Origin of the sequence: Sporolactobacillus shoreicorticis, from assembly GCF_024125445.1 — a bacterium.
Lineage (GTDB): Bacteria > Bacillota > Bacilli > Bacillales > Sporolactobacillaceae > Sporolactobacillus > Sporolactobacillus shoreicorticis.
Genome location: NZ_JAMXWM010000014.1, coordinates 81,901 through 105,850, shown reverse-complemented (window position 1 = coordinate 105,850; position 23,950 = coordinate 81,901). Strand labels below are relative to the sequence as shown.

Genomic DNA, 23,950 nt, shown 5'->3' with positions numbered 1-23,950 from the left:
TCAAATCATCTTTGATCAATAAACAAGTTGCGCAGTTTAACACAATAACTGTTCTTTGTCAAACATTGATTTCGATGACTCATATTTCATTATACTGCCTGTCCCATCAATTGTCAATATAAAAATATGATATCAATAGCGACAACTTTTATAATATATCATTGACAAGTCATGCTGTCAACAATTAATTTCAGCATTTTTTTGAAATCAATTTTTCTTTAATTAACACCGTTTAAAGCAGCTCGCGTTTCAGAAACCCATGTTCTCGCCGCATAGGATAAATAGTGGTTTTTCTTCCATATCATTGACAGTCGCCAATTAAGCTCAGTTTCAACTATTGGAAGTGTAACAATGGACTCTGTTTTCTTTTCCATTTTTTGGATAATGCGTTCTGGCAGAAACGCAATGCCAAATCCTTCGGAAACCATTTTCACAATAAACTCCCACTGTGAACTTTCGAATACAATGTTCGGTTGATAGCCTGCTTTATTACAACAATTAATAATCATGCCACGTAAAGCAAAATCTTCCGGAAATAAAATAAAATGTTCATTATAAAGATCTGCTAAGGCTACTTGATTCCTATTGGCAAGCGGACTTGATGTGTTCACAACAAGACGCAAGCAGTCATCAAAGAAAACAAATGAATTAAAATACTCTTCATTGATTTTTCCAACAGTAACCCCGACTTCCAGCAACCCTTCAGTTATACAATCAGCAACTCTTTTAGCGCCGTACTCTGCAATATGAAGACTGATTCCAGGAAAATCCTTGCGAAACCGACTAAGAATTGAAGGAAAAAAATGAATTCCAATCATCGGAGGAAGTCCGACTGTCAGCTTTCCTCTTTTAGCATGGGTTAAATCACTTAATTCGTCAGACAAATGAGCAAACGACTGAACAATTTGCTGTGCCTGTTCAAAAACAATCTTGCCCGCATCTGTCAATTCAATCTCTTTTCCAGTACGATCAAGCAGTACCATGCCAAGTTCATCCTCTATATCTCTCACCATTTTACTAATCGTCGGCTGTGTTACATAAAGATGATGCGCTGCTTTCGTGAAACTTTTTCTGACCGCTACTTCTAAGAAATAGTGAAGATGTTTAATATCCGTGGTCACCGCCTCCAAGTTATAGGTGATAGGAATACATGTATTCCCGAAATCTATTGTACCTGTAAAATTAACTTTTGTATAATACACTGTGACATAGGTCACATTTGCTTTTCTCAAAAATAAGGAAGTGTTTGAAATTTGCTAAAATTTTTTCGCGTTGCCCTCCAGGTTTGCTATCTTTATTTATTTGCTTTACTCGGCAACATTCTGGTCAAGTGGCTACATTTGCCGATATCCGGCAGCATCATCGGGCTTTTTATCGTTCTCGCCCTCCTTCATTTCAAAGTTCTGAAATTGTCTGCGGTAGAACTCGGTGCTGGTTTTTTAATGTCTGAAATGCTCCTTTTCTTTATTCCATCCGCAGTAGCAATTATTCAGTACAAAGATGAAATTATTCAGCACGGTTCGCAATTTCTGATCGTGATTTTATTAAGCACAATTACAGTCATGATTGTCACAGGTCTTGTCGCCCAATTTTCCATTCGCAGGCTGGCAAATAAAAAAGGAGAGATTGGAAAATGATTGCGTTTATTTGCATCCTGCTCACGGTTCTTGTTTACCTTCTTTCAAAGCAATTGTATAAAAAAATTAAATTTGCATTTCTTTCACCTCTGTTAATCGCCCCATGCATTCTTTCATCAATGCTGGTTGGATTTCATATAAATTATTCGGATTATGACAGCGGTGGACGCTGGTTAAGCAATATGCTTCAACCAGCTGTAGTCGGTTTTGCAATACCGCTCTATAAATTTCGCAAGGTCATGAAAAAATATGCAAAAATTATAGTAGTCAGCATGAGCGCAGGAGTCACTATTGCAATTCTGAGTTCAGGTGTATTCAGCCATATCGTAAAATTAAATGACAACTATTTGCTTAGTCTGCTGCCGCGTTCGATAACCACACCAATCGCCATGGCAGTATCCGTTGACATTGGCGGCATGCCGACGATGACAGCAATCTTTGTCATCGTCACCGGAATTACAGGATTGATTCTCGGTCCAATGATCATCCGATATTTGCATATCAAAGAAAAATTGGCAAAGGGATTGCTCTTAGGTATGGGCGCGCATGGAGCCGGCACCTCAAAAGCGCTGGAATTCGGCAGCGAGGAAGGGGCGGCGGCAAGTCTCGCTATGGTGCTCGCAGCAATATTCACACTTGTATTCGCGCCGATCCTTACACCGCTGATTCTTCTATAAGCAATCCTTATTTTTAACATGACTAATCCTCTCCGTCAAAGTGCCGGAGGGGATTTTATGCTTATTTATAAGTGCTACACGTTCGCCATTCGTGGTATGATGTTTTATAGTATCTTTAGAGAGGCAGGTGACCGCTACGCTTGATCTTTGTGCTTATTTATTAAACGATCCGGCACTTCCTGCGCTTCTGATCGCATTGGAACTGTCATTTCACATCATTCAGCACTCAATCCGCACCGAACGAACTCAGTTCAATAAATACATGCAGGATGGCGTGCCTTCTGGTACCTGTATGCTATTAGCACTGGCATTCAACTCCGGGAATGCGAAAATCAGTCATATTATGTTCTATCTTATACGGACGGTCAGACGCAGAGATTCCAAACAATCAGATTCGAAAAACCATTGTTTTCTCCCGGCATTTTAAACGAGTTAATTTTTAATAACAGCCGGGAGGAACTGAATACATGAATACATTCATCGAACCTTTTACACTGATGATTCAAGGAACCGCCTCTTTTTTGGGGAATAGTTATGGGGCAGCCATTATTGTTTTAACACTCTTAATCCGTTTCCTGCTTGCCCCCTTGATGGTCCGACAATACGTGCGGCAATTTGAAGTTAAGAAAAAAATGGACAAGTTAAAACCAGAATTAACCGCTATTCAAAAAAGATTGTCTGAAACCAAAGACCCTGCTGAAAAGCAAAAGGTTCAAATGGAAATGATGGGACTTTATAAAAAGCATGATGTTAATCCATTTTCAGCAATCGGATGTCTACCGATCATCGTACAAATGCCGATCTTAATGGGGTTTTATTATGCCATCAGAAGTTCGCATGAGATTGCAACTCACCATTTTCTCTGGTTCAGTTTGGGGCACACAGATTTCGTACTCACGATTATTGCCGGAGTTGTCTATTTCTTGCAATTTAAGATCAGTCAAAAACTGATACCAACCGTTGGGGACACAGAACAGCAAAAGTCGTTTCAATGGATTGGATTAATGTCTCCGATTATGATTGTATTTGCATCTCTGTCAACCTCAGCCGCATTGCCACTTTATTGGGTTGTCGGTGGACTCTTTTTAATCGGACAAACGTATTTCTCACATATGTTGCTCCAAAGAATGAAGAAACAAGAACCTGAAATTTCAAAAGCATAAAAAAGAAGCGGATCTGAGGATTTTCCTCAAGTCCGCTTCTTTTTTTATCTGCTGAGCATTATTTTTCTTTGCCAATGCCCTGAGCCGAAATAACATTGCCGATTGCAGCAGATGCTTCATCAGCGTCCGAGCCTTCAGTAACAATTTTGAATTCTGCGCCTTGCATAATGCCAAGAGCCATAACACCCATGATACTCTTCAGGTTGGCCTTCTTGCCATTATATTCAATATTGATGTTTGATTCAAATTTGCTTGCTTCACTTACAAGCACGGTTGCCGGGCGTGCGTGAATACCCGTTTCATCAGTGACTACATACGTTTTTTCCATTTTTCTACTCGCTCCATTCATTTGCTTAATATTTGAATTGAACAGGATTCAACAATATATTGACCTGCAATATCTTTAAAGAACCGTTTTCATCTCTTCAGATGACAGCATTCTTCAAAAAGCTTAGTTACATTTTATCATTCATTTCCGCTCATGTCATGACCTAACGGCTAAAAAAATGAAATCAATTTAACTGTTGTCATGATTTAATTCTTTGTCTTCCCTAAAAGCACACCACCGAAAATGATCATGGTACATCCTATAAGCAGAAATACCATCTGGTTCTTAGTCTTTTTTTCACCCAGAATGAAGATACCGCCTAATGTAGAGAGCACGGTTCCAATTTGCGACATTGAAAAGCTGATGGCAACTCCTTCAAGCTTTGTAGCTATGAGAAGGGCAAGATTGCCACCGGCCCACATCAATCCTGAAATAATGTTAAATGCGGTGTGCCGATTATGAAGCATTTTTACTTTTTTGCCAGACAGAATGACTGCTCCAATAATCATACCAATTGATTGTGGGAGTATCGCCGACCAGCCGTCAATGCGAAACAAACGGAGGATCACTAGATAAGAAATATACCCAAAGGTGGAAACAGCCAGAAGGACAAGCCCTTTAAACACTGGATGGGTGTTTTTTTCTTTGGAACGCCGCTCTCTTGATGTAAGCAGAACACCAATGACAATTAGGGCTAACGCAGACAATCCTATTATCATTCGAAAAGCGGTATCCCATTCACGAAAAATAAAAATTCCGCATAATGCGACTCCCGCGAGCTGCATACCGGTAGAAAGCGGCATCGTTTTCGAAACTCCGAGAATTTTCATGGCAGCAAACTGATAAAATTGTCCGACAGCCCAAAAAAGTCCAGACAGCAAACTTACCGAAATGACTGCTGCATTGAGCTGTGGCGGTATAAAGAAAAAGAGCGCCATCGAAAAAAATAATGCGCCAATCGTCATTCCAAACACCTGATGATGAGGTGTTCCGCCCACTTTTGCACTGACAAGTGGAAGTGTTCCCCAAAGAAGTGCTGGAATAAGCGAAATCATCAAACCTGTCAAACCTTCCACACCTTCCAAAGCCTCACAATGAATGGAAGCAAATCGATTCCCTATTGATCATTTATGTTTTCAACAGCTGCCTTCTATGTATATCACGGTTAGCATTTTTTGACAAAATAAACTATAACATAGAAATTAATTTCCTGCCCCATTTTCTCCATAAACAAATCTGAGATTTTTTGATCAGCTATACAAATCAACGAATTGTATCCAAATAAAGCACCATACTGATTTTAATAAAAACAAACATGTATGAGAAAGAACTAAGATCGTCAGCTATTCAAAATAAATTATGCCGCATAGAACATCTTGATTTAAAATTAAAAGAAAGCACCTCATTTGTCAACGAATACCATTGACAAATGAGGTGCTTTATATTTCTTTAGCATTGCTTAGAGAAATCCTTTTCGTTCACAAAATCCGCATCGATTCCTCGGCACGATTTTCGATCCGCAGCTTGTCGGCGACCATGGCGATGAATTCGCTGTTCGTCGGTTTCGCCTTTGACATGGAGATGGTGTAGAATGCCGGTACAATGGGATTTTTCAAGCACAAATTTTTATTCAATTTTTGAATTATATAAACATTTATTGGTTTGAGTTATCTTAGTTAGTTGCTTAACTTACATTAACAGTATAATTCTAGATGATAAAGGAGTCAAATGATTTCCTGATAAATTTTTTATTTATTTCATTTCTCCATGCTGCATTCCTAAGATCATTAAAATTTGAATTGGTAAATTGATGTCATAAATAGAAAAAAGCACCTCGTGGGTGCTTCAATTACAATTAATATGATTTCAAAAACTTGTTTATGTTCTCTTTCTTCTTGTTTAATCGTTCCTCTCTCTGTATGGCTGTTTCAACTTGGACATATTTTATATTTTCTAATCTAATATATGTCCCATTTAATTCAAGCCAGCCTTTTTTATCCTCACTGAGTGTAAGTAATGGATCATATCCCTCATATTCATTTTTAGCAAAATCAAGTTTTGAATTATCAACAAAGTAAAATGTGTAATAATATATCTCCTCTTTAGTATCCAATGTGATCATCTCCCATTTTTCAGAATATCAATTTATTCCACAAAATAGGACAAATTTCCTGCTTTGTTTACAATAAAAAAGAGGCTATCCGAGTTTTTTTACTCATAGAATAACCTCTTAGATTTCAATAACTTGCTAAAATAATATTTTTGTCCTTATATAAGTGACATCTCTCATTTCTCGTTCCGTAATTTGCATTATATTTTGATGAACACCATTCAAGGTTACTGATATTATTATTATGTTTGTTTTCGTCACGATGATTTACTTCGGGAAGATTAATTGGATTAATGATAAATGCTTGCGCTACTAAGCGATGAATAAAATAATCCTTTTGAGATCCATTTTTATGTAATCCAATTTTTAAATATCCACGGCCATGTTTTACAGATCGTAATATTTTTTCTTTCATTTGTCTATTATTGCTTAATCTTTTAACTCTTCCACAATTTGATACCTGGTACAGTCCTTCATAATCTTTAATGTTTCTCCATATTTCAATCAATAATTTCACTACCTTATTTTCATATTTACACGTTCATAAAAAGCAAAAAAGAGCACCACCCGCATAAACAGGTGATGCCCCTTGTATTTTTTCTAATTTGATCGATCAAAACAGAAAATCACGCTAACTTCAATCCTTTTCCCTTCAATGCATCATTAATTTTTTTGATCACTTGATTAGCAATATCTTTAGCATTGGTTGTATCCGTGTTTCCATCAATATTAATATTGACATTTTCAATGGTTAGATTGGTCGATACAGCTTGTACCTGATCATTCGCTTTGGATTGTTGAATGCCTAGCTTTGCCGCCAGATAATCATTCGCCATACGCAACATCTGAATACTTTTCGTTGTGTTTGTAAGCGGTACAACCATTTCCGCTTTATTGCCTTCTGCGATTCGGGCGATCTGTTCCGTGGTAACTAAGCCGCCATTTGCATAGCCGTGACCATGACCAATCACATCGAGCATGCCACTTTTCCCGTACCTGGATTTTGCGTACCTCATGGCGGCCAGCATGTTATCCAGACCGTTAAATATGTCACCATGACCGGGCATCTTGTAGGCATTAAACGTTGCTGAAATCGTCTGCAACAATCCTTTGGCAAGATCGCCAGTCAACGTGTTGATGTCGGTATAGCCATGCTGTACAGCGTTAGGATTACCACCTGATTCCGATTGAATCTGTTTCATCCAGGCATTGACATAAGCCGATGATGTGGGTAATCCAGTCATTGATAAGGCACGGGATACATACGGCTTCCAGCGATCAATATTCCCACCTGACGGGTTATTGCTTGTAAACAATTGTTTCTTAAACCAATTTAATGATTCCTTGGTTGCGTAAGTCACTGTGCCTTTAGCCATATCTGCAATAGTACCCTTTAAACCAGATAGATCGGTAAACTTATTAACGGCTGTATTCAACAATTGAGCCGGATGAGTCACCGCATTCCAGAAACCTGAAGCGGTGTTGGCAATTGCACTGAACCCACCTTTAATAAAATCAACGGCTGATCCAAACCAGTTACCCGAAGCGAATTGGGGAATGATATTCATCTTCATCAATTGTTCGGTTTTATCGCCACCGAGGATTGACACTGGACGCTTGAAATTATACAGTGTGGCCTTATTCGGACTGACTTCAATTTGTCCATCCTCATGTTTGATTAACTCATGCTTCCCTTTTTCACCAACGATGGCTAGGCCTTGAGCAAGTCCAGCAGCGGCGAATTGAGGAACTTCCCAGTGTGAAATCTGAGGAGCATTGACCTTCTTCAGAATCCAGTCAATCCCACCGATGACACCATTAACACCTTTACCAATGCCTGAGATCATACCATTGGCTAAATATCGTGCTCCACTTTCTACCGCATGCCAACCATTTTTCAATGCGCTGCCTAATTTACCAGGTAGCCCTTTAAACCATCCAACTGTCTTTCCAATCCAACCACCGGTCAATTTGTTAAGAGAATTATAGGCCGTGCGCCAGAACGATTTGACAAAGTTCATGGCATTGCTGGCAAAGTGTTTGATGTCGCCGCCGAGATTGCTCCACTTGCCGTGTATAATATCCGAAAACACTTTTGTGCCGCTTTCAAGCGTGGCATGACCTTTGCTGTAGGTTTTCTTTAGTCCGCTAAACATAGTCGCTGCTGCGCCATTGGTATGCTTATTGAGCCAGCTATGCTTGTCAGAAACTTGCTTAACCATACTATTTGTCGCATTCTGTGACCATTTACGCATGTTATTAAACGCTCCACGGACACCCGAAGCCATACGCCCCGCCGTTTTCGTTGTGGATTTCCACATATTAGAAAACCATTTGCCCGTGTTCGATGCCATGCTCTTAGCACTCTTGCCGACACCGGAAAACCATTTACCAATTGATTTAAAGGTTTTTCCGAGAGACTTGCCCATAGAATTAACAAACTTGCGGAAAGTTTTGCTATGCTTGTATGTCTCGACCAGACCAACAACCAAGAGGCCGATGGCTGTGACAATCAATCCGATTGGGTTAAGGTTCATGACAAAGTTAAAACCTGCCTGAATCGCTGACCACACTTTTGTAGCTGCCGCTGCTACCTTTTCTGCTGCTGCAACAGCTAGAATTTTAATCTTCTGTGCTGCCCATATAACCGCCGTTTTGCCGAACGACAAGGCAGCAGTAGTCATTGAGCCAATCCATTTAGCAGACGCTTTCGCTGCTGTGCCAATGCCCTTGATCCCCTTTACTGCGCCTGAGCCGATTCCCTTACCGATACTCTTAATACCCTTACCAAGTCCAGTAATGGCTTTATTGCCTGTTGTTCCTTCTTTTGCCATATACTTAAAAGCATTGGTGGTTCCATTGACCACACCACCTAAATCTTTAAACAGTGTCCGCACCGGAATTAGGCCTGTTTTCATGCCCAATAAACCGACCGTTACACCAGCAAATACCTTCGGATTATCAACCAGCCATGTAATCACCGGTTTAACTGCTACCCATGTTGTCGATACAGCTTCTTTGACTGCATTAAAATCTGCTTTCAGTTCTGTTTTATGTGCTTCTGCATATTTCGCAAAATTAGCCAATTGCCGTGTTGCTGCACTCATGACTTGACTTAAAACTTTACCTAAATCCTCAGCAGCTTTTTCAATTTCTTTCGACTGTACAAACTTAGCAAGATCGCCAAGCCCTGATTTTTTACTGTCAAAGATCGGTTTCATGAGATGAGCAGATAACTTATCCCAGGTATCATGCATGACAGCACTGAATCCTGCCGTTGTATGCTCATAATTTGAAAATGAGCCTGCGTTTGCCTTACCCATGGCATTGATCGTATCGACAAAATCTTTCTGTGTCAGCTTACCCTTCTTGCCCATTTCAACAAGCTTATCAGCACTGACGCCCATTGTCTGTGCCATTGCAGTGGAAAATCCGGGCAACGTTCGTGTCATCTTAGCAACATCAGAGTATGTAACTTTGCCCGTGATGCCAACTTGCATCAAACGTTTGGTGACTTGTTGCATTTTCCCTTCATCAAGCCCTTTAGCGCGCCCTACTTCCTGTATGGATGTAGCAAGCTGAGTCATACCTTCTTTGTTCTTCGTTAAAGCAAATGCAGCTTTGGATAATGCATTAATTCCCGTCAACGAATAATGGGATTGCTCATGCATTTTCTCAATGGCTTCCGTCATGCCACTGACTTGCTGAGTATTCATGCCCATGTTTTTCCAAGTTAATGATATGGATTCCAGCGTTGCATTTTCTTCCTTGCCTGCATCAATAATGCTATGTATCCCATTAGTTGCAGTCATCATTGCTGAGGACATTAAATTTCCAGCCATTGAACCGAGGAAAGAACCCTTGAATGCATCAGAAAGTTTGTGGGCGGATGAAGTTAATCGGGAAAGGCGACCTTCTGACTTGACTGATGCTTCGCCTAACCCATGTAAATTGCTTTCAGCACGATTAATTTTTGCAGAAAGTTCATTGACGCGAATCGCTTGCTCACGATATTCACGCGAACTCTCACCCGATTCATTCTTGACTTTCTCTAAAATGTCACGCTCTTTTTCGCGAATAGAGGTTAATTGACTAAGCTGTTTGCGTAATCCTTCTGCTTGTGCGGCCGATGCTTTTTCTTCGTTACCTTCGGCTTTATATAGATTAACTGTGGATTGCATTTCACGTTGAAGCAAGGACAATTCTTCTTTATTCTCACGAATGCCCGATTTCTCGTAATCGTACATCTTCCGTGCTTTCTCTTGTTCAGCCGTCATCGCTGCTAATTTCTTCACATTATTATTAATCTGAGCGGCTAATTTATCATATTGCTCTGCATTCTCTTTCGTCCTCTGCCCCATAGATTGAAATTCGCTGCGCTGTTTTTCAACCACTTTTTGTTGGGTTTCAATGGTCTTGGTTAGACCTTCGTAATGGGCTTTAGCTTTACCTAAATTGTCACCCAGAGAATTAAAAATAGACATCTGAGCTTTCATTTCACTCGAAGATGCCCTCACTCCATTTTTAATTGAATTTAACGATTGCGTTAAACCCGTGTCCTGTAATCCGACATGGACAACAAAATTGCCTAACGCTTTCGTGCTACCAATTGCCATATTGATTGATCACCTTCTCTATTTTTGGCGATTAAATAATTTTTGCGAAATCTGCCACACTCATATAATCATCAGCGTATTCGGCAGAATATAATTCCATTAACTCCCAATAGTCTGCTTCCAGCGCCTGATTGAGCGTCCAATTCCGATCATCCATGAGTTGCCGAATCAGCTTATTGATGTCTCTTAACGCCGAATCAGGAGAAACTACTTCCCCTTCTCCTGATCGGCTTTCACGTTTTTTGCTTCATCATCGTTTGTATCTGTTTCGATATGAAGAATTTTATTGGTGATCTCCCCAGCCAAATTTCCCAATTCTTCAACGCTGAAATTTTCTTCCAAGTATTTACTTGTGATCTTTTTACTGTTAATCACGTCTAAAATGTATTTTTCTGCTTCATCAGTCAGCTTAATCTGTGCATCGATATACTTAACTGGATCTTTCTCCTTTTCCGACTCAAGCAAAACCTTTTGCATTTTAAGTGTCTTCTTATAGTTAATAACGCTCTCTTTAATTTCAAATTCATTTTCATTAATTGTAATTCTTGCCATTTATAATCATCCTTTTATTAGTTTTGTAAAAGAAAAAGGCACAAGCCAATTGACCTGTGCCTTAGAATTTATTTTTGGCCCAAAATCTAGTTACTTCCAAGTTAAATTTACCGAATCAGAAGTAATATTACCTGCCGTTAGATCCTGGGCAATCAGGGGTTTAATGTCGTGGTTATTGTAGATACAGGTACAGTAGTTGTCGTGGTGACATTGACATCGGGAGACAACGTCACAATCTCGCTCGCATCAGATTCCCCGACATTGTTGGTTGCTGTCACGTAGACATCCACATCATCATTATTTTTAAACCATGCAAACACATTTTTGGGTGTGAATGTTTTGATTGCTGTGTACTGTGTATTATTATTGTCATCATGATTACCATAATAGACAGTAAAATATTCGATCTCTGCGCCACCATCGTTTTCAGGAGGCGTAATCGTGTAGGTAAAAATCCCCTTTTTGACGGTCACATCAACACTCGGTGCAGCCGAAGCCGTCAAATCAGCCATCGGGAATACTACCATGTTCCATGCGTTAATATTAAAATCTTCATCAGCTTCAAACGCTTTCGCGTATACTCGATTATCCATCATTCGCGCACTGGCCGTAAACGTGATTTGCGGATAATTTTCTTTCTGACCGCTGTTATCGTTCGTGTTCAATTGTTGTTCGGGGTATGTGAATACGCCCTTTAATAAAGCAATTCGCACGGGTTTATCATTTTCATCGTTTGCAATCAACTCAACCGCACAATACGGAGCCACCGTATCGGAATCAACGGAATAAATACCATTTTCTTTCTTTAATCCCGTCATCTGCGCTAGGCGATCGGCGGGGATGAGTTCCGTTGTCAAAGTAAGCGTCGTGTTGCCTGCTCCTTTTCCTCGAATCGTACGCGGTGTGTTTGATCCATAAACCGTTGTGCTGGAAGCGCTTAAGTTTTGAATCTGTGCCGTTTGTGTGCGGCCACCATTTCTTGCATTTAACTCAAAAATATTATCTGCGGTAAAAGTTTCTTCACCATCTGTCATGATGCCAATGCGGGCTTTAGAAAATCCAACTAACATGTATGTATCAGTCCTTTTCAGTTAATTTAATTTATAATCATTTTTAGAAAATTGCATGGTCAATACTAAATCCTTTAGTGTGTCTTGATCAATTTCAACACCGCTATCGAATGTATACATCCATCTGCTGTTCTCCATAATGGAATTAATCAATAACTCCACTGTTTCAATATTCGGATCAGCAGGATCAAACCATATCTGAATCTGTACGGTGCGATAACGGCCACCTGCATGATCACTGCCATACGCCATAAATTCAGAGCGAATATCTGTCACAAGGACAACCGGGGTAATTTCTCTGAATTCATCAGGGATTTTATAACCTTTGATATGATCAGAGGGAATAAAGACAGCTAATTGAGGATCATTCTTAAGTAGATCAACCACAGCAGAAACATTAAGCATGATGATCAACGTCCTTTTTCAGTTCGTCAAACATAGCTTGCTTCATCGCTTCCTGCTGCTGATCAAAAACATGCTCCATGAAATGCTGTCCCGGTTGATATTTCGTCCCATTATTGACAAAGCGATAGTAAAAACCTTTTTTGTCGTAGCCAACATCTGTGCTATGATCATCGTACTGATCCTTCTTGAAGGTGACGTGATCCTTCAGATGTGTTCCCTTTTCGCCGTCATGCTTAAACTTTACTTGCTCCAATGCTTCAGCATAGACATTAGCTGCTGCATTAATCGCATTTTGCTTAGCAACTTCGGATATAATGAGTTGATCTAAGTTGTTTACAATGTCATCTAAACCAGTGATCTCTACATTACTCATTTGCTCACCTTCCTCAAAATAACGGTGTCATAGCGAATAATTGCCGATGTTTCATCAGGTTCCACGTCAATCACTCTATATTTAATCTTATTCAGAATAGCGCTCAGTGAAGTGTTGACTTTTTCATTGTGATAAATGATGACCGTAACATTATCTTGTTGCTCCGTTTGCAGTGTGGAAAATGTCTGATCAATGGTGCGCTTGAAAATAGCACAATAGCAGGAAAATTGAGGGGAAAATGTAGAAATGGGAACATGGTTATCATTGTCAATACTTATTACCGTTCCGAATTGAATCGTATGGTTTAGTCGTGAAGGATCGTTAATCAGTGGCATCATCATCACCGCCAACCATGATTCCTATCAATGACACAATAATGGAAGTATCACCATTGGGAATTTCAACATTTTTGCTGTCCATTAAATTTGTGCGATTAAAATACCACTCAGCCACGACCATCATCACAGCAATATCAAAGATTTTATATTGCTGATAATCTGCTAGTGACTTTGATGTATCAACGCTATGTATGATTCGTTCCTGTGCCGCTTCGATCAACACCGCCAAATAATCATTGTCCTCATCCGTGTCTAATCTAAGGGCATGTTTCATCTGATTTACAGTTACAGCCATAAGCGATTATCCCTTGGCCGTAGTCGATGTAGTCGTAACAGCTACAGGTGTTACATGAGCAAGAGCAGCTTGTTTATCACTATGCCCCGCTGCATTAGCGGCTTCAATCGCGATTGTATATTCCGTACCATTAGTTAATCCCGTAACACTACCAGTCAAATCAGTAAGTGTGGCATAAGGCTTATCAGGCCAATTCGCGCTTGCTTCCTTAACGTAGACATTGTAGCCGGTGATTGCCGAACCTCCGTCATTAGCCGGCGGGGTGATCGTGTATTCAGCAAGACCATCTTTGGCAACAGCAGAAATGGTAGGTGCGTCAGGGATAGCCGGTGCTTTTGTGGTAGAAGTGGTTGTAGACGGTGCTACTGTAGTGGTCGGTGCTACTGTAGTGCTAGTGGTCGTGGTGCTTGCGGCCAATGTTTTCACCTTAATTATATCGCTCAAATATTCTTTTCCATCTTCATCAACAGTCGCTACCTGAAACTGATATTCCGTACCAGCATCAAGGTTTTTAACTGTATACTTCTTTTCAATGATCCCTTCTGCAATCTTAGCAGCATTGCCGGAATCACTTGTTTTCTTACCATAAACAGTATATGTAATTGCCAAAATTATTTCCTCCTTATTTAATATAATTCTATGAAAGCCCACTCCACTGAAATCCGAATTATTCCCAAGTCAAATCAACAGAGTTACTCGTTGGATTTGACGATTCCAGCGAGCGGGGTGTTAGGGGTTTACAGTTGTGGAAGTGGTCGTTTGTTCGTTGCCCGGAAAGTTGACATAGAATCCCGCGTTAGCATCAGCTTTCTTAACATCGAAGCGAATAGCGCCCATGAGATATTTTCCATAAATCTGATCTTCTGCCCAATTGATCGATACATCTGCACGATCTGCAAAGAGTACACCACGCTTTAAGTCACCGATGAATGCCACTTGATCGCCAGCTTTTGCGCCTAACAAATCGTCAGCAACAACAACGACATTTAAGCCGAGAAAAGTGGTCGGAGAGTTGCTAGAAATATCCTGATGGAGTAGATACTGTCCGTTTTTATCCGTTAATGTGTCAAGAATTTGATAGAAGGACTGAGAGCAGACAATGGATTTGCTATAAGCCGGATCAAGGTCAACATTGATTACATGTTTGATGTCATCAACACCGCTTACTTCTTTTGCTGTGAACGATTTCAATACTTCTGCAATTTTACTGTTGGTTGTATTTAATTTTTGTTCCGTAATTTCATTATTAACTAAACCAGTCACATCAATCTGTGAGTCATCTATGGATTCTTGGCTTAAACTCAAGCTACCGCGATAAGTTTGAACTGCATAATCCACATTGTTAAATTCCGGTTTAGCAAGTGCTGGATTGGCTTCAAGCTCAGCCACCGTGTTGAATCGTGCGGTTGCCTTTTTGCGAACAGGGTAAGATCCTTTTGCGGAATTAACCGGAACAACGTTAACATATTGTTTCAAATTATACGTTGTTTTAATTTCATTTTCCGGCTGATAAATCAATTCTTCCGGGATCGTTACACCGACATCATCACTTACAAGCCCATCTCTAACTTGACCTTTAGAATGAACAAAATTGTTCAATGCAGAACGCTTTTCAGCGATTGCCTGATCTTTTCCATTGTCACTTACAATTTTCATGTTACGCATTTCCCCTTCTTTTTTATCCGTTTTATTTTGTTCCTCTTTCAATGCTTCAATCTTACTGCGTGTTTCAAGCTGCTTTTTCAACTTGTCGATTTCAACTTTTTCAGAATCAATATCTGACATGCGCTTATTAATTTCCGTCATGTCTGCATCTTCCGCATTTGCCATCGCTTTTGTTTCGGTAATCAATTTATTGCGAGATTCAACTTTTTTACTAATTTGAGATTTTAATTCTTCAATTGTCAATTAAATAACCACCTTTTATGTATTATAATCAGATGTCTAATTCGGCTAATTTCAATTTAATTTTTGCTAGTTTAATCGCATTGTTACGTGTTTCAGATTGCTTCTGCTTAAATATATTTAATGATCTTTGAGCAGCTTCTACACTGGTTTGCCTGTAAGCTGGGACGGTGACAGGCGACACATCGAAAATTTCAGCAATATTCGTGATGGTTCGGATATAGTCTCCATTGCCGTCCTCTGACCATGCTTCCCCACCGTCAGCAACAACGAAACCAAAAGAGCATTGATTGATCAACCCGTCCTGAATATTTTGGTAAACATTGTTTGCATAGTCCCTATCTGGCAATGTGCAAGAAAAATACAAACCTTTTTGATCAATTGTCAATTCAAGATTTTTACCAGTGCGACCAAGAATCATATTCGGATCATGATTGAATAAGCATCGTACATCTGATAAATCCGTACTCTGCAAACAAGTTTGAGACAATGTTTCTCTAAAGCCACCAAGATCATCAGATAATGTATTAAACTCAAGCGCATAACCAGAGATAACTTTTTGATTGCTCTCTTGGTTTGTCAAAGCACGCATTTCAAAATTTACCGTGCGAATTTCACGCATTCTTCTATCACCACCTTTCAAAATTAAATTCCACCCTTGGCATACAAAATTGATTTTGCTGTTGCAGTATCAAAGATGCCATCTTTCGTAAGAATGTCAAGATTCTTAACGGCACTTGAATTATCGGGATCGATGACTTCGGCAATGTCTAATCGAGTTGTCTCATTTGGATCAGTAAGCAATTTATTAGTAATCTCAGAAGTTAGTGGATAAGTGTAACGGTTTATAGATGTCGCATAAAGTCCACGAATCTGATCAATATTAGAATGAGAGGATTCAGCACCCAACATGTCGGCAGGTATACCGAACACTTTAGCAATCTGCTGTCTCGACCAATTCACTTGAGTAATCAATGTTTTAAGTATGTCTGCATTGATCTCTTGTCCCTGATAGGTCATGATCTGATCCAATACCATAACCCTGCCGGCATTTGCTCCCGTATTTGATTTTTCAAATTCAGAACGAATATTTTCTTTTGCTTGGTGGTCAAGAATCCCTTTATCAATTTTGAGAATACCGGCCGGACTGATGGCCTTATCTAAGGAATTTAAAGTCAATTTGTTTACTCGTTCTTGGAGATCAAGTTCGGGAATTAATGAAATAAGTGGAGATTTTCCGAGGATACCACCATCTGTTGAAATCAATCGAATGTGTAGAACATCCGAAGAATTTAAAAGTGTGGGTTTTCTATTGTCATTAAAGTTGAATTGATAAAAGAGGTTTTGTGAATCATCGGATAAAAGAACATTAACCTGATTTCCGCTGACAAATTCAAGTTTTATAGGAGTGCCTATTTGATCACGATAAATGATGCAATAAGCATTACCATGCAGCAATAAATGTGTCATGACTGACTGCCAAAAAGTAAATCCGTTTGTCAAATTGTTGGGACGATCATTTAGCAAATATTCTAAAACGGGTTCATTTCCGTTTAAAATTTTAAAGGGACAGGCTGCGATGTGACTGGACAACAAATTGACTGCTGCGAAAATGTCACTATTTTTCATGGCTCGATAAGGTGAAATACTTGTGCTGCCGATAGTCACTTTTTCATTAATAAACGCAAGGCCAAAATCATTGTTACCACTACCTAAACTGCGTGAACGTGTTTCATTTAATTTTTTAAAGAACATGTTTTATTTGTCTCACCTCCTCGCCTCTTGATCTGCTTTGTCATTTTCATGTGAAATTAACAAAGCCAAACTGATCAAGCTGATCCCCGTAACAACTAATCCAACAGTGAGGCAGACGAAGAATGCTGCTACGTCAACGAATAACACACCCGCCAACAACAAAAGTGTGTGGATATTCTGCTTAATGAAATTAAAGAGCGAATGAAACATCTTAGATAAATTTTTAACCATCATTTTCACCTGCCTCTTTTAAAAGCTGAATTTGTTAGATTTAAAGAAGTCATTAAGTTCATCGTTTGTCATATTGTAAATTAGATCATCATGATCTTCGTCAAAATAAAATCCGGCTTTGACAAAAGTATCGATCACAGCATCAGCCGGATCAATACGGAATCCTGCCTTATTCTTGTATTTATCAATCTTTAATCCGTGTTGATTTTCTACAATGACTGCATTATTGAAAGCACCTGCTAACATTTCATCATCATCATGTGTAATTTGATGATTATCAAACAACATCACAAACTGATTTGTTGGGTCTTTTAAAGTTTGAAAATTTTGCTTAACTTCAACTAAATTCCATTGATGTGACAAATCGTTTTCCATTTTCGAAATTATTGAATTCATGCCATATGGATCATAAAATACACCGATCACATTCAGATTATTGTCATCAACAAAATTACAAATATATTGAAACACTGCATCTGGATCAATATATCCGCTTGCTAATTTTGTAATAGATACTTCACCTTTCCGCTCTAATCGCCGGTAAGATATACCGTCCTTTTTCTCTTTTCCCTCAATTCCAATCCCTGGAAGCATACCAATAAAACTATGTTGCTTTAGGTGCCATTTTTTATTACCCTCTGAATCTTGATATGGAAACACAAAAGCAACAGTTGAATTGTCATTCCCAGTCATGCTCATATCGATCCCAATGTAACAAGGCTGTGCACGAATGTCAAAATTTGTATTTGTAGATTCTTTCCAATCCTCAATATTGTTGATAAGGCTTTTATCTGAAAGTGATTTCCACCGGTTCATATTTTGATTGATAAATTTCGCGAGATTATTTTGCTGTACGTTAACATCACGTTCCGAAATAAATTTATCAATAGAATCCTCTCTGACTGATTTAATAGCAAATAGAGGGTTACTCTTTTCCCACGTCTCAGGCTGATAAGCTTCGTCATCAGCATCCTGCTCATATATGGCGACAAAATAATCATCTTGTTTTATTTTCCCGTCAAGAATCGGAGTCCATAAATGTTCATAATCTTGGTACATTGGCGATTTCAAGTCAGCACCGCATGTTGATATAATGAGAAATAATGCATCGTTGAACAACATACCAGATGAAAGCTTTTGTACAAATGTTCGGTCTTTCATCGTATGATACTCGTCACAAGCAACAAAAGTCGGATGATAACCAAAAAGAGATTTACTTTCACTTGATAGTTTTTTCACAAAAGTATTGGCACCATTTATCTTTATTTCATGCTCGTTGATGCTAATCATCTTACTCAATTTTTCATTCTTCATTTTCTTTAATATGTATGGTAACGCATCTTTACAATAAGATAGAATGTGATTAGCTGTTTCATTGGATTGACCTGCACATATAATTTGTCTATTGTGTTTGGGTGTCCCAAATAAAAATTCATACGTTGCTAAATTTGAAGCGAATTGAGTTTTTCCATTATGTCGAGAAACGCTGAATACTCCCTTTGACCATCGTTTTCTCCCGTCATTCTTTCTCCACGCTAAGATCATTTGGAATAAAGCGCGCTGATAGAGAGCCAGAGGAATCGGCTGCCCTACATCTGGATCAGGGACAGATTGGATAAATATATCGGCCTTTTTAGCAATATCAGCATCCCAAAAATAGGAAAAATCTTCATCACCTTGTCTTTCCAAGTCATTGAGATGCCGATTTGCCATTTGCTTGATTTTATGGCAGCTAATTATTTCACCGTTTAATACTTTCCTGCAATATTGATAAGCTGCATCTTGATATTCAGACATTTATTTCACCAAGTGTCCCATCTGCAAATGGATTATCATCATCTTTGTTTTCATCATTTTTGGAAATTAACATTGCCATACGTGAGGAGAAGTTAAAGCCCAACTCAGAACCGCATTGCCGCATATTTTTGGCAGCATCAGACATGATCTGATAAGATGCATTTTTACGATTGCCATCTGAGGATTTGATACCATTTAATTTAATGTCATTCGAAGATTGAATATAAATCGAATAGAATGTACAAAATTGTTCAAACGTGGATTGATCGAGAAATTTAAGAGGAAGTTTCTTGACTTCAGGAAGAATCCTTAACCATACTTGCTTTGCGATGTCATCGAGATAATCAGGTGGATCAATTTCTATATCAGCCAATTTTTTCATGGACTCCTCAGCTTGCTCCCGTTGTTTTCGCTCAGCAGGTGGCGTATAATTCTTTATAGACAGTGGTTTTAACTTGCGTCCACCACCACGATTACCTTCACCTGGTCGGCTTCCACTAGCCATTTTATCACTTCCTTGATTCTAAAATTGGTAAAAATTGTTTTGGAAACGCTAAAAATCGCGCGCCGAAACTGGACGCTCGATGTCCCGATTAATTTAAGCATAGCCCCCCTATCAATATTTATAGGGGAATTATTTTTTATTGGGACATAAAATGTCCCTATTATAAAATTAACGATTCAATTTATGTTTTTTATTGTGGCAATCTTGACAAAGATATTTTAAATTGTCCACGTCCAATCTCAAATCCCATCTTTCTTTTAATGGAATCACATGGTCAACGACTCGACCTGCTTTTATGTATCCCTTTGCCAAACACTCTTCACACAATCCATTCGCTCTTGCTATGACATATGCCCTTGTTTTCTTCCAAGCACTTGATTGATAAAAAGCAGCATACTTACCGTCATGCTCTGTCCAACGCACACGCTCATTGTAGTCTTGATTGCGTTTGTTTTTTTCTTCTTCAATCATCTTCATCGCTTTGTCTCTGTGCTTGTCACAATACTTTTCATCTATATCAATCAACTCATTGCATCCGCTCCACTTGCACACATGTTTCATTTTAATCATAGACATATCGCCAATACATTTTCATTTTTCCTTTGCCGTTAATAAACAAACGATTACGACCCAATGGACACTTTAGCCACACATCATTAAAGTCATTGGCATGATAGACATTATCCCGATTGCTTTCAATCATCTCATTATCATTGTCAATCGTAACCACTTCACCATCTTTGAGATTGTCAATCGCTAATGTATCATTGCCATTCGTCTTATTCACAATAGCCAATGAGCCATCACCAATCTTCGTGAACTCAATAAACGGAAACATCAATTGATCTCCACGGTTCCACAACTCATAATTTCTACCCTCATCAGGAACATTAATATAGTCATGGAAAGCAGGAGAGTAGGCGTAAGGAGAATTGCAGCGAATGTGTATACTTGTGTATCCTTCGTTTGCGCCAGAATAATTCTGTGATGCTGTTGTCATAATTCCAAAGTAACGCCTGATTGGATATTCTTTAAAATAGAATTCTGAATAGGTTTTCTTGTTCAGCCACTGTCTGAGTAACTGTTCGCCTTTTTCCGTAATCTTATTGATCCACAATAGATTGAGATCAAACTCAAGCGGACTTGATGAAACTGACCGAAAGTATGGAACATCTCTTTTCTCTGCGCTGGTTTCATTAATCGTCTTATTGGCAATGAATGTATCGCTCATCAATCCCTCATTCAATTGCACGCACATGAATCCTGATTTTCTACTTTCCTTCCCGTCAAACACCAGATTTAAATATTTGTTAAACATTTAGTCACCACCTTACTCCCTATATCCCGTTCTAATCTTCCCATCTTCCAGTTGTATATCCTGCACTAAAATTTCCGCACCATGATCAACATGCCAGAATTTTAATAGATTCTCTTTGGTTAATAGATTGGCATCATTATAATTCACAACCCATGTATAGATCCGCGACTTCGTATCCACATCGACACTATGATCAGCCGATAAATCCGATTGATCTTTCGTGTTCAAACTCATATATAGAGTTGTATTGTCCATATTGGCACAAGCCACAAAACTAACCGTAACCCAACCACTATATTTCATGGGTACAGTAAAGCCATTCGGTTCGCTATATTCCAGCTTCAATCCATAATCAGAATGTCCAACACTGGACGTGAGCGATGTGATACTGCCAATAGCATTACTTCTTGAAATGAGATTTACGCCACCTACTTCAAGATTATCAATCTGATCCTTTGCCTGAGCACCAAGCGTAGCATTATTGACTAATGTAGCATCAATACTTGAAGGAGATAGTCCACCATTGATAACCGAGAGAGAGGAACCATCAATTTGTGAGGATTGGTTGGTGAGTTGAATAGAGCCAGTGGAAGAAGATATTTTGGTTTTATCATCAAGCATCAGATTACCTGTGATGGATTCAGCGGATAAGCCATTGGGGGTAAACACTGCATTCCATGTTTTTCCGCCATCATTAGTGCTGACTATACAGCCCTTATATAATCTTAAATAATTCTGATCATCAAAAGCTGATTTATAACCTAGCTGATCAATCGTTTCAGAATTGTTGATGCCACCGATCAAACTGTGACTATTTAATGAAATCTGTCCACTCAAAAAGCTATCTAACCGTTTTTTCGTCAGATTAATACTATTTATTTCTGACTGCTTCCGATTCAACTCATCGGCTGCCTGTTTCGTTTTCGCAATCAGATCAGCAAATTTATTTGTCTCATCTGTCACGTGTTTCATATTCGAGATGACGACATTAATCGTTCCACCACCAAAGTCAAAATCCAACTCATTCACATTTGCTTGTATCTTTAAGTTATCATCGTATTTAATGGTCACGACATCATTCAGATACAATTTGTCCCAATCTCTTTGACATTCAACAATTTCGAGAAAATTAACCAGACTCAAGCTAAACGAATCAGACGGCATCTGCATCGTTGCCAAGTGGATTTTACCATTACTCATCAATGTGAATGCATCAGTCGCATTGGAATCGCTATATGTGTCATCAATGACAAACTGATCCAATTCTTCCATTTGATCCTGAGAAAAATTATTCTCAATGCTCAAGACACTATTAATGGAAGTAATCTGATTTTGATCTTTCATACTCTGATCATCAACCGTTTCAATCTCAGCTTGTTTAGCTTTCATTTCATCTTGCTTTAAATAAATGTTGTATTCGGCCAATAGTGCCGCTTCATTGTCATTTGCAGTGAATTCATCATCTTCAATTGAAATGACAATCAAATTGATGTTATTGAAAACCTGGCCACTTGAAAGAGTGAAATATAACGCTTTTTGATCGCTGATTTTCTCAATGACTTTCCAATTTTCTTCTATTGTATATGCACTCTTATTCACCACTGCATTAATTGGACTATCCGCTTTTGCCATGACAATATACTTATTAGAATCATCTAATGGTGCTCGATAACTCCACCCTTTGCCGTCATAACTCTTGCTCAGATAAAAATAATTTTTGTCCTTGATAGCATCATTGATTTTATCCTGAATTTCTGCCAAACTAGATTTGAGTGTGGTCATATCCGTCTGCAATGTGGTCATTTTGCTTTCCTGCGTAATTAAATCAGCCGAGTATTCATCGAATGTTTCCGTGTTATCTTCGATTTTCTTCTTATAATCGAGCAATGCCTGACATAAACCATCGCTCATCCAGTCAGAATGTTTGAGGACTTTTCCATTTTCATCTGTGGCATAGTCACCAATGAAATATGAATAATCCTCAATATAATCCTGACCCGTGGGATTCGCCGTTTTAGCATCAACGCTATCTGAACCCTTCAGATGCAATCTCGTGACCATGCCATCCAAAGAAAGATTTTCGCTTAAAGAAGTCAAATATCGCTTATCAGAAATCACAAAGCCCCGATTTCGTCCCTGCCATGATTCCGCATCATAAAAATTGACTTGGTTATTGACCGTATTCCATGTAACCATCGCATTAAACGTGGTTGCAATAGTATTAATTGCATCTAATACGGTTGTATCGTCAATGCTGAATGAGCCTGTCTTGCTTAACAAACTGTCATCAATGTGACCGATGCGCCACGAATAACAATTTGCCAGAATCGTATTCAAAGCCGTCATAATGTTAACTGGTGTATCCACGTCTTCAGTGGTGTCTGCATCACTCGTGTCAGTATCAGTGGCAGTGTCACTAATATCACTATCATCACTACTATTATCAGTTGATACTGTTGTCTTTGTTGTAGTTGTGGTTACGCTAACTGTCTTTGTCGTCGTAAATCCATATACTTTTTTCCCTTGAAGTTGAAATGGCAAAGCATAGGCATGAATCGACCATTGATCATTTTCATTCTGATAAGCAGGTGCATCAATCACATAATAATCAGTTCCCCATTCAGCTTGTACACGAATCAAAAATTTCAATTTCAATTTGTCAAAATAGGGATAACGGATTTGCTTTTCTCCACGGAATATCTTCTTCGGAACGGTAAAATTCAACTCTGACATGGTTGTGCCTGTTTTGAGTGACAATGTGACATTATCGGCATACTTGAGTTTGCCAATGGTGGATTTATTTGGCTTGCAGAGAAATAGCTGAGGAATTGCCGGAGATTTTGAAGTGTTAATGTATGGGATAATGGTTGTTGAG

Annotated in this window: 27 protein-coding genes and 1 pseudogene; 4 read left to right on the top strand and 24 right to left on the bottom strand. The window is 38.9% G+C overall.

Features of this window, described 5'->3' with window-relative positions:
- Positions 1–218 precede the first annotated feature (218 nt).
- The gene (locus NIE88_RS12835; RefSeq protein WP_253062630.1) at positions 219–1,121 is read right to left on the bottom strand and encodes a LysR family transcriptional regulator; all 903 of its coding nucleotides are present in this window, start codon (positions 1,119–1,121) and stop codon (positions 219–221) included.
- Between the two features lie 132 nt (positions 1,122–1,253).
- On the opposite strand from NIE88_RS12835, the gene NIE88_RS12830 reads away from it, so the two are divergent.
- From NIE88_RS12830 to yidC, 4 genes are all read left to right on the top strand, one after another.
- Entirely contained in the window at positions 1,254–1,637 is a 384-nt protein-coding gene (locus NIE88_RS12830; protein ID WP_253062628.1) for a CidA/LrgA family protein, read from the top strand.
- Positions 1,634–2,314, top strand: a complete 681-nt coding sequence (locus NIE88_RS12825; protein WP_253062626.1) for an LrgB family protein — start codon at positions 1,634–1,636, stop codon at positions 2,312–2,314. The genes NIE88_RS12830 and NIE88_RS12825 overlap by 4 nt, the downstream gene beginning before the upstream one ends.
- Before the next feature lie 127 nt (positions 2,315–2,441).
- Positions 2,442–2,741: a hypothetical protein gene (locus NIE88_RS12820; RefSeq protein WP_253062625.1), complete on the top strand. Its 300-nt coding sequence runs from the start codon at positions 2,442–2,444 to the stop codon at positions 2,739–2,741.
- A 40-nt stretch (positions 2,742–2,781) separates the two neighbouring features.
- Positions 2,782–3,477 carry a membrane protein insertase YidC gene (gene yidC / locus NIE88_RS12815; protein WP_253062624.1) on the top strand — a complete coding sequence of 232 codons (696 nt, stop codon included), beginning with the start codon at positions 2,782–2,784 and terminating at the stop codon, positions 3,475–3,477.
- A gap of 58 nt (positions 3,478–3,535) precedes the next feature.
- Here yidC and NIE88_RS12810 read toward each other — a convergent pair whose 3' ends face one another.
- The 23 genes and pseudogenes from NIE88_RS12810 to NIE88_RS12705 all read right to left on the bottom strand — a co-directional run bounded on the left by NIE88_RS12810 (position 3,536) and on the right by NIE88_RS12705 (position 23,904).
- Positions 3,536–3,805 (bottom strand): phosphocarrier protein HPr, encoded by a 270-nt coding sequence (locus NIE88_RS12810; RefSeq protein ID WP_253062623.1) that lies wholly within the window; start codon positions 3,803–3,805, stop codon positions 3,536–3,538.
- A 206-nt stretch (positions 3,806–4,011) separates the two neighbouring features.
- Complete coding sequence (locus NIE88_RS12805; protein WP_253062622.1) at positions 4,012–4,881, bottom strand: GRP family sugar transporter; 870 nt, start codon at positions 4,879–4,881, stop codon at positions 4,012–4,014.
- A gap of 402 nt (positions 4,882–5,283) precedes the next feature.
- A pseudogene (locus tag NIE88_RS12800) lies at positions 5,284–5,394 on the bottom strand (sporulation transcription factor Spo0A); the annotation flags it as partial.
- A gap of 266 nt (positions 5,395–5,660) precedes the next feature.
- A complete protein-coding gene (locus NIE88_RS12795; protein WP_253062621.1) occupies positions 5,661–5,918 on the bottom strand; it encodes a hypothetical protein in 258 nt (85 codons plus the stop codon).
- A gap of 124 nt (positions 5,919–6,042) precedes the next feature.
- On the bottom strand, positions 6,043–6,423 hold the full coding sequence (locus NIE88_RS12790; protein WP_253062620.1) for an NUMOD4 domain-containing protein: 381 nt from the start codon (positions 6,421–6,423) through the stop codon (positions 6,043–6,045).
- A gap of 118 nt (positions 6,424–6,541) precedes the next feature.
- A complete protein-coding gene (locus NIE88_RS12785; RefSeq protein ID WP_253062619.1) occupies positions 6,542–10,531 on the bottom strand; it encodes a tape measure protein in 3,990 nt (1,329 codons plus the stop codon).
- 31 nt (positions 10,532–10,562) lie between these two features.
- The gene (locus tag NIE88_RS22445) at positions 10,563–10,688 is read right to left on the bottom strand and encodes a hypothetical protein (protein ID WP_290446464.1); all 126 of its coding nucleotides are present in this window, start codon (positions 10,686–10,688) and stop codon (positions 10,563–10,565) included.
- Positions 10,689–10,738: 50 nt separating this feature from the next.
- On the bottom strand, positions 10,739–11,083 hold the full coding sequence (locus tag NIE88_RS12780; protein ID WP_253062617.1) for a phage tail tube assembly chaperone: 345 nt from the start codon (positions 11,081–11,083) through the stop codon (positions 10,739–10,741).
- A 152-nt stretch (positions 11,084–11,235) separates the two neighbouring features.
- Positions 11,236–12,153, bottom strand: coding sequence for a major tail protein (locus tag NIE88_RS12775; RefSeq protein WP_253062615.1), 918 nt, complete (start codon positions 12,151–12,153; stop codon positions 11,236–11,238).
- 21 nt (positions 12,154–12,174) lie between these two features.
- Positions 12,175–12,558, bottom strand: a complete 384-nt coding sequence (locus tag NIE88_RS12770) for a DUF806 family protein (protein WP_253062613.1) — start codon at positions 12,556–12,558, stop codon at positions 12,175–12,177.
- Positions 12,551–12,931 carry an HK97-gp10 family putative phage morphogenesis protein gene (locus tag NIE88_RS12765; protein ID WP_253062611.1) on the bottom strand — a complete coding sequence of 127 codons (381 nt, stop codon included), beginning with the start codon at positions 12,929–12,931 and terminating at the stop codon, positions 12,551–12,553. The genes NIE88_RS12770 and NIE88_RS12765 overlap by 8 nt, the downstream gene beginning before the upstream one ends.
- A complete protein-coding gene (locus tag NIE88_RS12760; RefSeq protein ID WP_253062609.1) occupies positions 12,928–13,266 on the bottom strand; it encodes a phage head closure protein in 339 nt (112 codons plus the stop codon). The genes NIE88_RS12765 and NIE88_RS12760 overlap by 4 nt, the downstream gene beginning before the upstream one ends.
- Positions 13,253–13,564: a head-tail connector protein gene (locus tag NIE88_RS12755; protein WP_253062607.1), complete on the bottom strand. Its 312-nt coding sequence runs from the start codon at positions 13,562–13,564 to the stop codon at positions 13,253–13,255. The genes NIE88_RS12760 and NIE88_RS12755 overlap by 14 nt, the downstream gene beginning before the upstream one ends.
- Before the next feature lie 6 nt (positions 13,565–13,570).
- Complete coding sequence (locus tag NIE88_RS12750) at positions 13,571–14,173, bottom strand: fibronectin type III domain-containing protein (protein ID WP_253062605.1); 603 nt, start codon at positions 14,171–14,173, stop codon at positions 13,571–13,573.
- A gap of 120 nt (positions 14,174–14,293) precedes the next feature.
- Positions 14,294–15,472, bottom strand: a complete 1,179-nt coding sequence (locus tag NIE88_RS12745) for a phage major capsid protein (RefSeq protein ID WP_253062604.1) — start codon at positions 15,470–15,472, stop codon at positions 14,294–14,296.
- 28 nt (positions 15,473–15,500) lie between these two features.
- Positions 15,501–16,112, bottom strand: a complete 612-nt coding sequence (locus tag NIE88_RS12740; RefSeq protein WP_253062603.1) for an HK97 family phage prohead protease — start codon at positions 16,110–16,112, stop codon at positions 15,501–15,503.
- Between the two features lie 2 nt (positions 16,113–16,114).
- Positions 16,115–17,224 (bottom strand): phage portal protein, encoded by a 1,110-nt coding sequence (locus tag NIE88_RS12735; protein ID WP_253062602.1) that lies wholly within the window; start codon positions 17,222–17,224, stop codon positions 16,115–16,117.
- A 12-nt stretch (positions 17,225–17,236) separates the two neighbouring features.
- Complete coding sequence (locus NIE88_RS12730) at positions 17,237–17,458, bottom strand: hypothetical protein (RefSeq protein ID WP_253062601.1); 222 nt, start codon at positions 17,456–17,458, stop codon at positions 17,237–17,239.
- Positions 17,459–17,473: 15 nt separating this feature from the next.
- Entirely contained in the window at positions 17,474–19,252 is a 1,779-nt protein-coding gene (locus tag NIE88_RS12725; RefSeq protein ID WP_253062600.1) for a terminase large subunit, read from the bottom strand.
- Complete coding sequence (locus NIE88_RS12720; protein WP_253062599.1) at positions 19,245–19,757, bottom strand: phage terminase small subunit P27 family; 513 nt, start codon at positions 19,755–19,757, stop codon at positions 19,245–19,247. The genes NIE88_RS12725 and NIE88_RS12720 overlap by 8 nt, the downstream gene beginning before the upstream one ends.
- 168 nt (positions 19,758–19,925) lie before the next feature.
- The gene (locus NIE88_RS12715; RefSeq protein ID WP_253062598.1) at positions 19,926–20,282 is read right to left on the bottom strand and encodes an HNH endonuclease; all 357 of its coding nucleotides are present in this window, start codon (positions 20,280–20,282) and stop codon (positions 19,926–19,928) included.
- Between the two features lie 37 nt (positions 20,283–20,319).
- Positions 20,320–21,075 carry a phage tail domain-containing protein gene (locus NIE88_RS12710; RefSeq protein ID WP_253062597.1) on the bottom strand — a complete coding sequence of 252 codons (756 nt, stop codon included), beginning with the start codon at positions 21,073–21,075 and terminating at the stop codon, positions 20,320–20,322.
- Between the two features lie 12 nt (positions 21,076–21,087).
- Positions 21,088–23,904, bottom strand: a complete 2,817-nt coding sequence (locus NIE88_RS12705; protein ID WP_444965494.1) for a hypothetical protein — start codon at positions 23,902–23,904, stop codon at positions 21,088–21,090.
- Positions 23,905–23,950: the final 46 nt, after the last annotated feature.

Bases quoted from the DNA above. Each gene is read 5' to 3' on its own strand.
- NIE88_RS12825 (WP_253062626.1), top strand. From the start codon at position 1,634: ATGATTGCGTTTATTTGCATCCTGCTCACGGTTCTTGTTTACCTTCTT.
- yidC (WP_253062624.1), top strand. From the start codon at position 2,782: ATGAATACATTCATCGAACCTTTTACACTGATGATTCAAGGAACCGCC.
- NIE88_RS12810 (WP_253062623.1), bottom strand. From the start codon at position 3,805: ATGGAAAAAACGTATGTAGTCACTGATGAAACGGGTATTCACGCACGC.
- NIE88_RS12785 (WP_253062619.1), bottom strand. From the start codon at position 10,531: ATGGCAATTGGTAGCACGAAAGCGTTAGGCAATTTTGTTGTCCATGTC.
- NIE88_RS22445 (WP_290446464.1), bottom strand. From the start codon at position 10,688: ATGGATGATCGGAATTGGACGCTCAATCAGGCGCTGGAAGCAGACTAT.
- NIE88_RS12780 (WP_253062617.1), bottom strand. From the start codon at position 11,083: ATGGCAAGAATTACAATTAATGAAAATGAATTTGAAATTAAAGAGAGC.
- NIE88_RS12775 (WP_253062615.1), bottom strand. From the start codon at position 12,153: ATGTTAGTTGGATTTTCTAAAGCCCGCATTGGCATCATGACAGATGGT.
- NIE88_RS12770 (WP_253062613.1), bottom strand. From the start codon at position 12,558: ATGCTTAATGTTTCTGCTGTGGTTGATCTACTTAAGAATGATCCTCAA.
- NIE88_RS12765 (WP_253062611.1), bottom strand. From the start codon at position 12,931: ATGAGTAATGTAGAGATCACTGGTTTAGATGACATTGTAAACAACTTA.
- NIE88_RS12760 (WP_253062609.1), bottom strand. From the start codon at position 13,266: ATGCCACTGATTAACGATCCTTCACGACTAAACCATACGATTCAATTC.
- NIE88_RS12755 (WP_253062607.1), bottom strand. From the start codon at position 13,564: ATGGCTGTAACTGTAAATCAGATGAAACATGCCCTTAGATTAGACACG.
- NIE88_RS12735 (WP_253062602.1), bottom strand. From the start codon at position 17,224: ATGTTCTTTAAAAAATTAAATGAAACACGTTCACGCAGTTTAGGTAGT.
- NIE88_RS12730 (WP_253062601.1), bottom strand. From the start codon at position 17,458: ATGATGGTTAAAAATTTATCTAAGATGTTTCATTCGCTCTTTAATTTC.
- NIE88_RS12725 (WP_253062600.1), bottom strand. From the start codon at position 19,252: ATGTCTGAATATCAAGATGCAGCTTATCAATATTGCAGGAAAGTATTA.
- NIE88_RS12720 (WP_253062599.1), bottom strand. From the start codon at position 19,757: ATGGCTAGTGGAAGCCGACCAGGTGAAGGTAATCGTGGTGGTGGACGC.
- NIE88_RS12710 (WP_253062597.1), bottom strand. From the start codon at position 21,075: ATGTTTAACAAATATTTAAATCTGGTGTTTGACGGGAAGGAAAGTAGA.